The 6,778-nt window shown below is 73.7% G+C and carries 1 protein-coding gene; it reads right to left on the bottom strand.

The window, feature by feature from the left end:
- Positions 1-50 precede the first annotated feature (50 nt).
- Complete coding sequence (locus ACFUEL_RS31930; RefSeq protein WP_380240431.1) at positions 51-6,749, bottom strand: RHS repeat-associated core domain-containing protein; 6,699 nt, start codon at positions 6,747-6,749, stop codon at positions 51-53.
- Positions 6,750-6,778: the final 29 nt, after the last annotated feature.

Here is a 6,778-nt window from a genome sequence, read left to right as displayed (position 1 = left end):
GGGCCGTTCCCCGTCCGGGTCAGTGGCAGCGCTCGTCCGCCCGCTTCCGGCTACGGCCAGCCCGGTGCGGCCACGTAGCGGCCCCAGTACAGGTTGGCCTCGATCTCGAAGGCGTTGCCGGTCGCGTTGTCCCCCTGGGCGATCCTTGATTGCGCCGATGCGAGCCCGTAGAGGGGCGGGTACAGGTTGGGTCCCCACTCGGACCACTGCTCCGAGTGGACCACCTCGTGCCGGACCAGGTCGGGGCCGTACTTCTCGGTGTAGTCCGCCCCCCACTTCTGGGTCATCTTCAGCCGGGTCTCGCGCTCGTTCTCCAACCTGTTGAGGTAGGCGTCCTTGCTCTTCGGGTAGAACAGCACGTCGCCGACGGTCATCGGCTGGTCGTCGCCGGGCGACCCGCCGTAGCAGACCACCTGCTTGGCAGTCAGCTCACAGGTGTCGTAATCCAGCCAGGCCCGGGCGAGCAGGTTGGCGCCGTTGACCTCGTTGTCCCGGCCGAACGGGTGCGAAATGCCGTGCTCGTGGTAGAAGTTCAGCGCCTCGTTCACGGTGACGTGCGGCTTGGAGCAGATCGGGTCCGCGCAGTGGCCCGTCGAGGGCGGAATCGGGGTCGTGGGCCAGGGCCACTTGGTCAGCTTCGAGCCGCCGGACGAGGAGGAGGACGAGGAGGAGGACGAGGACGAGGACGACCTGGTCGGTCCGGGTGCGGAACCGCCGCCGCCCCCGCCGCACTTGACGGCGTACGGGTTGCTGCACGTACCGGTGCCGGGTGCGCACGGCTTGGCGAAGATGCTGCCGCCGCCGCAACTCGGGCCGCTGGGGCCGCACTTGTCCATGATGCCGGTCGCGCAGGGGGCGAGGCCGTCCGGGTCGGCGAGGTTCAGCGGGTTGTTGTCGCTGTAGGAGTAGCCGTTCCACTGCTGCGGGTCGGTGGGCCGGAGCAGCGGGTCGGGGTTGATGAACCGCCCGGTGCCCGGGTCGTACTGCCGGGCGCCGAGGTTGGTGAGCCCGGTGGTGTCGTCCTTGGTGCCGCCGACGAAGCCGTGGGTGCCGGCCCAGTTGCCGGGCGGGGTGCCGCGCGGGTTGCCGAACGGGTCGGTGGGGCGGCGGGTCTCGGCGAGCGTCGTGCCGTCGAGGGCGAGGGTGCCGGTGCCGTGGTGGTCGGTGATCTGCCAGGTCGAGGTGGTGCCCTGGCGGACGAGGCCGAGGCCGCCGGGCATCTGGTAGTAGCGGGTCGGGGTCCTGCCCTTCGTGGCGGTGTCGTAGCCGAGTTCGTCGCTGCCGAGGGTGACGGTGGTCCTCCCCGGGTTGCGCCGGACGATCTGCTTGCCGTCCGCGTTGTAGACGTAGCTGGTGGAGTCGTCGGGGACGGTCCACTTCTGGCCCGCCGGCACGGTGGTCGTGCCGCAGGCGGCGACGACGGTGTCGGTGCCGGGGGCCGTCGCGCCGCCGGGGACGGCGAGGCAGAGGTTCCCGGCGGCGCCGCTGAGGACGGTGCCCTCGGGCGTCGGTGTCCAGGTCTGCGCGGGGCCGCCGTCGCAGGTCCGGAGCACGACCGCCGAGCCGGGGGCGGTGCCGGTGGCGGCCAGGCACTTGTCCAGCACCTTCAGCCGGCCGCCCGTGGTGGAGAACTTCTGCGCGCCGTCCTGGCCGCAGGCGGTGATCTCCGCCGGGGTGCCGTCGGCCGCGGAACCGCCCTGCGGGGAGAGGCAGGTGCCGCCGGCACCCCGGATCTGCACCGCCGGGGACTCCCGCTCGAGCCGGCCCTCGGCGTTCCACTCGTAGCTGGTGGTGCCGGTGGCGGCGCTGGAACTGGAGACCGTGTTGCCCGCGGCGTCGTAGCCGGTGCCGGTCCGCGTGCTGCTGCCGCCGGTGACGGCGTCGGCGGAGGTGAGGGCGTGCGGGCCGCCGGCGCCGTCGCCGTTGTTGACGGTGCCCGCCGCCGTGAAGGTCTGGGTGGTGACGGTGTCCTTGGCGGTGTCGCCGGACGGGTCGTGCTGGGTGAGGCTCTTGCGGTTGCCGGTCAGGTCGTAGGTGTAGTCCTGCCAGTAGGGCGCGCTGCCGCCGACGGTGCTGATCGCCGGGGCGACCGCGCCGCCGGTGGGGCTGCCGGCGGTGCAGGCGCCGCGTCCGCCGACGGCCGGGGCGGGGGCGGTGCTCAGCGTGCCCTTGTCCGTCCAGGCGGTGGTGAGGCGGCTGAGGTGGTCGTAGCCGAAGCACTGCAGGTCGGCCGCCGCCGGGGTGTTGTCCGGGACGCCGCGGATCGCGGTGATCCGCCCGGAGGCGTCGTAGGCGTAGGTGGTCTGCTGCACCGCGCCGGTGGCGGCGGTCTGCTTGTCCACGTACTGCGCGAGCCGGCGACCCGTCGACTCGTCGTAGGTGTTGGTGACCACGATCTGCGTGCCGTACGGGTTCACCGTGGTGCGCACCGGGCGGCCGTAGGCGTCGTAGTCGTTGGACAGGTCGTAGCTGGCCCCGCCGTAGGCGCCGTAGCCGGTCAGCAGGCCGTACTTGTCGTAGGTGTAGTCGAGCCGCTCCGCGGAGAGGTTCTCCAGCTGCGGGCGGTTGTCGCGCAGCAGCAGGCCGGTGACCGGGTCGTAGACGGTCTGGTAGGTGTAGACGAGCGGGCTGGTGTCCGCCGTCCCGGTCTCCGGGCCCGGGATCGTGGTGGTGACGCTGGTCGGGCGGTAGGCCGTGTCGTAGGCGTTGGTCCGGTCCGTGTACGCCTTGCCCGAGGCACCGCCGACGTACCGGGTGGAGCTGGTCAACTGCCCCTTCGCCACGGTGTCGTACGTCCGCGCGGTCAGTTGCTTCGCCGGGTCGGTCGTCGCGCCGTCGTAGCTGGCGGTCGGGCGGCCGAGCAGGTCGTAGGTGGTGGTCACGGTGCGGCCGCGGGCGTCCGTGGTGGAGGCGGCCCGGCCGGCGGCGTCGTAGGCGGTGGTACTGGTCCCGGTGTCGGGGTCGGTGCGGGAGACCTGGCGGCCCCGCGTGTCGTAGCCGAGGCTCCAGGTGTTCCCGGCGGCGTCCGTGCGGGTGGCGGTCTGTCCGTCCGGGTTGGAGGTGTAGCTGGTGACGTCCGCGTCGGCGGGGTCGCCGGTGGCCGTCGGTGTCCGGTACTGCCACAGCTGGGTGGTCCGGCCGAGGGCGTCGACCACCGTGCTGGTGGGGGTGGTGCCCGCGGGCGGGGTGACGTCGGCGCGCTCGGCGCCGGGGTAGGCGGTCGTGGTGGTGGCCTGCGCCGCGCCGTAGGCGACGGTCTCGACGGCGGTGGGCCGGCCCTGGCCGTCGTAGGAGGTGTGGGTCTGGTGCGGGATCTTCCGGGTGTCGCTCTCCTGGTAGAGCGTGGTGCCGGGCCCGGCGGCGTCGTTGTACCAGGACTCGTTGGTGCGGATCACCCGCCCCTGCGAGTCGTAGGCGGTGTCGGTGAGCAGCCGCCCGGGGTAGCCGGACAGCGCGGGCGGCGCCTGGGTCTGGACGGTCCGGCCGGTGCCGTCGGTGATCGCGGTCGAGGTGACGGCGGTGTAGGCGCCGTCGGTGCCGACGCCGACCAGGGTGGTGGTGCTGGTGCTCGGCGGGACGACCTTGCCGCCGACGACGCCCGGGACGGCGTACGCGTAGGCGGTGTTGGGCGTCTTCGCGGTGTCCCGGCCCGGGTTCCAGACGGCGGTGGTGCGGCCGAGCGCGTCGTGGCCGATCGTGGTGACGCGGCCGTTGGCGTCGGTGCTGCTCCTGGCGAGCCCGCGGGCGCTGTCCAGGGCGGTGACGACGGTGCGGCCGGTGGCGGCGTCGGCGGCGCCGGCCGGGGCCGGGCTGGTGACGGTGGTCGAGGTCGGCAGCTCGCCGGGTCGCGGGGCGGTGTAGGCGGTGGTGACCGTCGAGCCGCCGGGGTGGGTGCTGTCGGTGGTGTTGGGGTCGGTCACCGAGGTGGTCCGGCCGTGGGCGTCGTAGCCGCGGGCGCCGGTGACGGCGAACACGGGCGTGCCGCCGGTGTAGTGGTCGACGACCTCGTCGGAGGTGCTGTCGCCCTGGGTGCCCGACTGGCCGGGCGGCTTGCCGTCGTAGCGGGTGCGGGTCCAGGAGACGGTGTTGGCCGGCCCGGCCGTCGCGGTGCAGGCGTTCGCGCCGCTGACGGTCAGTTCCTCCGAGACCCGGGAGGTGACCTGGGTGTCCGGGGCGGTGGCGTAGGAGATCCGCTTGCAGGTGTCCGGCAGGCCGTCGGCGGCGGTGCGGACCGTGGTGGCGCGGTTGCCGTGCCCGGCGTCGGTGCCGGTGGTGGTGACGGTGCCGAACCAGGACCCGTCGCTCTTGCGGGACTTGGCGGTGACGGTGGTGCTGCTCTCGCCGTACCGGGCGACGAGGGGCGGCAGGCCGCTGCGGGCGTGCGTCGCGGTCGTCACCGGACCGGATCCGGTGGTGAGCGTGTAGGCGGCGATGCCGCCGCCGGCCTGGGTGTGGGTGTCGCTCTCCAGGGCCCGGCCGGACAGCCAGTCGGAGTCGGTGACCGGGCCGCTCATCGGGCCGGCGATCTGCACGGCGCGGGTCGTGCCGTCGGCCTTCCGGTCGCCGTCCATGCCCTGGTGGTACGTCGTGGTGTTCTGCGCCCTGGGCCCGTCGAGGCCGTTGCCGGAGACGGTGGTGACGCTCGCGTAGCCGCGGAAGTCGTCCCAGGTGCGGTCCTTGGCGTCGACGAGCGCCGAGTCGTTGCGGTGCCAGGCCGCCGGCCCGTAGGTGTAGGCGGTGGTCATCGGGACGGAGCCGGGTGTGCCCGGGTTCACCGTCACGCTCCTGACGGGGTAGCGCTGGAACCAGTCGTCGACCGGGTCCGCGCCGGGCTGCTCGTTGGGGACGTGCCACTTGACGTTGTAGCAGGAGCGGGCGTCGGTGTCCGCCGAGGTCGGCATGGGGCCGTTCGTCCGGGAGCAGTCGGCGGGCTGGTAGTCGACCCCGATGGTGCTGCCGGTCTCGGTGGTGACCAGTTGGATGCGCGGCCGGTTGTAGGCCGGGCGCGCCGGTACCAGAGCGGTGCCGTCCACCCGGTTGGGCAGCAGCATCTCGGTGAAGGAGACCGGCGGCAGCGTGACGGGGGTGGCGGACGCCTGGGTGTCCTTGCCGGTGCGCCGGATCGAGCCGAGCCACGGCACCTGGGTGTTCTCGGTCGCGTTCTGGACGCTCACGAAGCGGTGGGTGAGCGCGTAGGAGTCGACGTCCTGGTAGGCACCGTCGTGGCGGACCTGCGTGGTGATGGAGTCGAGCCACTTGGAGGACCAGAACGTCGGCCCGTAGACGGTGCACGCACCGGTGGCGGCGCACTGCTGGTCCATCGGCACGTCCGGCCAGTTCGCCGCGTTCGCCGCGGTCCGGTTCGCCGGGGCGCAGGCCGTCACCGAGGTCACGCAGCGCTCGCCCGACCCGAACACGACCTTCGCCGCCGGGTCGTACCCGCCGTTCGCCGCGATCTGGTCCGACAGCAGCTGCCCGTACCCGATCGTCCGGAGCACCCCGCCCCGGGTGTACGGGGTGGTCGTGCCGGTGCCGTTGTTCTGGCCGCCGCCGCGGGCGTAGTTGTTGGTCTCGGGGTCGTAGGCGTACGTGATCAGGTTGCCGTGCGGATCGACCACGTGGTCGAGGTTCCAGCGCCAACCCGCCTGGCACCAGGAGCCCTTGCCCTTGGCCGGGTCGTAGCAGGGGTCGCCCGGGTTCGGCGAGTAGACCGGCACCGACCAGGCCGAGCCGGTGTCCGGGCCCTTGGTGGAGGGGTTCCCGGCCGCGTCGGGCAGGTGGTTCAGGCCGAAGTAGAAGACGGTGCCGCCGGTGTCCGTCAGCTTGACGTACGCGCCGTTCCAGGTGCCGTTGGCCGCGCCGGTCAGGAACTGCACCCGGCTGCCGTCGTCGGCCTTCAGCCGCCAGGTGCAGGCCGACTGCTCGGTGGCGGCGGGCGCGCCGCCCTGGCACGAGGAGTCGTCGGGAACCAGCTCGCCCGAGTGGCCGGCCAGGGAGAGCGTCAGGTTCGCGCCCGCCCAGCACTGGTCGCCGGAGCCGGTGATCCCGGCCAGCAGGCAGGGCTTGTAGGCGCGCTCGACGAAGCCCGCGCTGTAGTCCCAGCCGTCGCCGATCCAGGACGCCTGCGCGTTGGTGGAGGAGGTCTTGCCGTCCACCGAGGCGGAGTCGTAGCCGAGCGCGACCGCCGGGGTCGCCCCGCCCAGGCTCTTCGGCAGTTCGATCGGGTAGCCGTAGTCGAACGAGCCCGCGGCCGAGCCCGACGTCCAGCCCTGCGAGACGTTCAGCGAGGTCGCCGCGTAGGTGCCCGCGCCGCCCGACGCGCCCGAGACCGCCGCCAGCAGCACGCCCTGCTGGGCCGGCGCCCCGGTGTCCGCGCCCTGGAGCCGCGTCCGCACCGTGCCGTCGTCGCCCGGCAGCACCACGTCCGCCGACAACCGCCCGGACGCCGGGTCGAGCCGCGACTCCACCGGGGTCTGCCGCAGGCAGCCCGCGGCCTGGGGCGTCGTCAGCGCGCACGCCGGGAGCTCCACCAGCCGTGCCCGGGACGCCCAGTCGGCGCCGTAGCGGAGGCCGAGTCCGGACAGGTCCAGCTCCACCCGGACCGGGCCGGCCGCCTTCGCCCCGGCGGCCCGCGACAGCGCGACCACCGGCCCGGGTATCCCGGCCGCCCCGGCCGTCCGCGGGTCGACCACGTCGACCCCGACGGCCTGGTCCGCCACCGCCGACCCGGCCAGCGGCGCCAGCGCCACCGGCAGGCCCGGTGCCCGCACCGCCGTAC

This window comes from Kitasatospora sp. NPDC057198 (assembly GCF_042670125.1).
In the GTDB taxonomy this organism is placed as follows: domain Bacteria; phylum Actinomycetota; class Actinomycetes; order Streptomycetales; family Streptomycetaceae; genus Kitasatospora.
Note: the sequence above shows the minus strand (reverse complement) of the source record. Positions and strands in the feature narration are given on the sequence as shown.